Raw genomic sequence first — 712 nt, 5'->3', positions numbered from 1 at the left:
GGTGATGTTCACCGACTCGTCGTGGCTGGCTCCCGGGGTCGGATGATGGATCGAGGCATACTGCGCCACGCTGACGACGCCGGTCGTGCTGTTGATGGCGACAGCGAACGCCGCCGCCCCACCGGCCCCGCCGATGCGGCCGACCACCAGATCGCCTTCCTTGAACAGGAAGATGCTGGTGCCGGCGGTCGTGTCGAGGCCGGAATCCACGCCGGCGGCGGACACCGCCAGCGAGAATGCCGTCGTGCCGCCTTCCTGGTCGGCGCCGAACGAGCTTCCGGTGGAACTCACCACCGCGCCTGGGTCCTGCGCGTAGCCGGTCGGGCTCAGATCGGAGCTGACATTGCTGACGCCCGCAAACAGGGCGACGACCGCTGGTGCCGTGGTGTCGTCGGCATCTGCCTGGATGCCTGCAGTCTCGTCATGCGCCACTGTGGGAGCGCCCTGGACGATGCCCGCCGTCGGGCCGTCATCCTGGAACTGCACGGCATCGCCGATACCGGTCGAACTGGTCGCTGTGTCGCCGTCACCGTCGGTGACCGTCACCACCGCCAGCAAGGCGCTGTCGGTGATGTTCACCGACTCGTCGTGGCTGGCTCCCGGGGTCGGATGATGGATCGAGGCATACTGCGCCACGCTGACGACGCCGGTCGTGCTGTTGATGGCGACAGCGAACGCCGCCGCCCCACCGGCCCCGCCGATGCGGCCGACC

1 protein-coding gene is annotated in these 712 nt (G+C 69.0%); it reads right to left on the bottom strand.

The window, feature by feature from the left end:
• On the bottom strand, positions 1 to 712 hold a 712-nt coding region (locus AC1D2G_RS34405), incomplete at both ends, for a DUF5801 repeats-in-toxin domain-containing protein (RefSeq protein ID WP_477419645.1).

It is taken from the genome of Mesorhizobium sp. P2_C7 (assembly GCF_056404515.1).
Note: the sequence above shows the minus strand (reverse complement) of the source record. Positions and strands in the feature narration are given on the sequence as shown.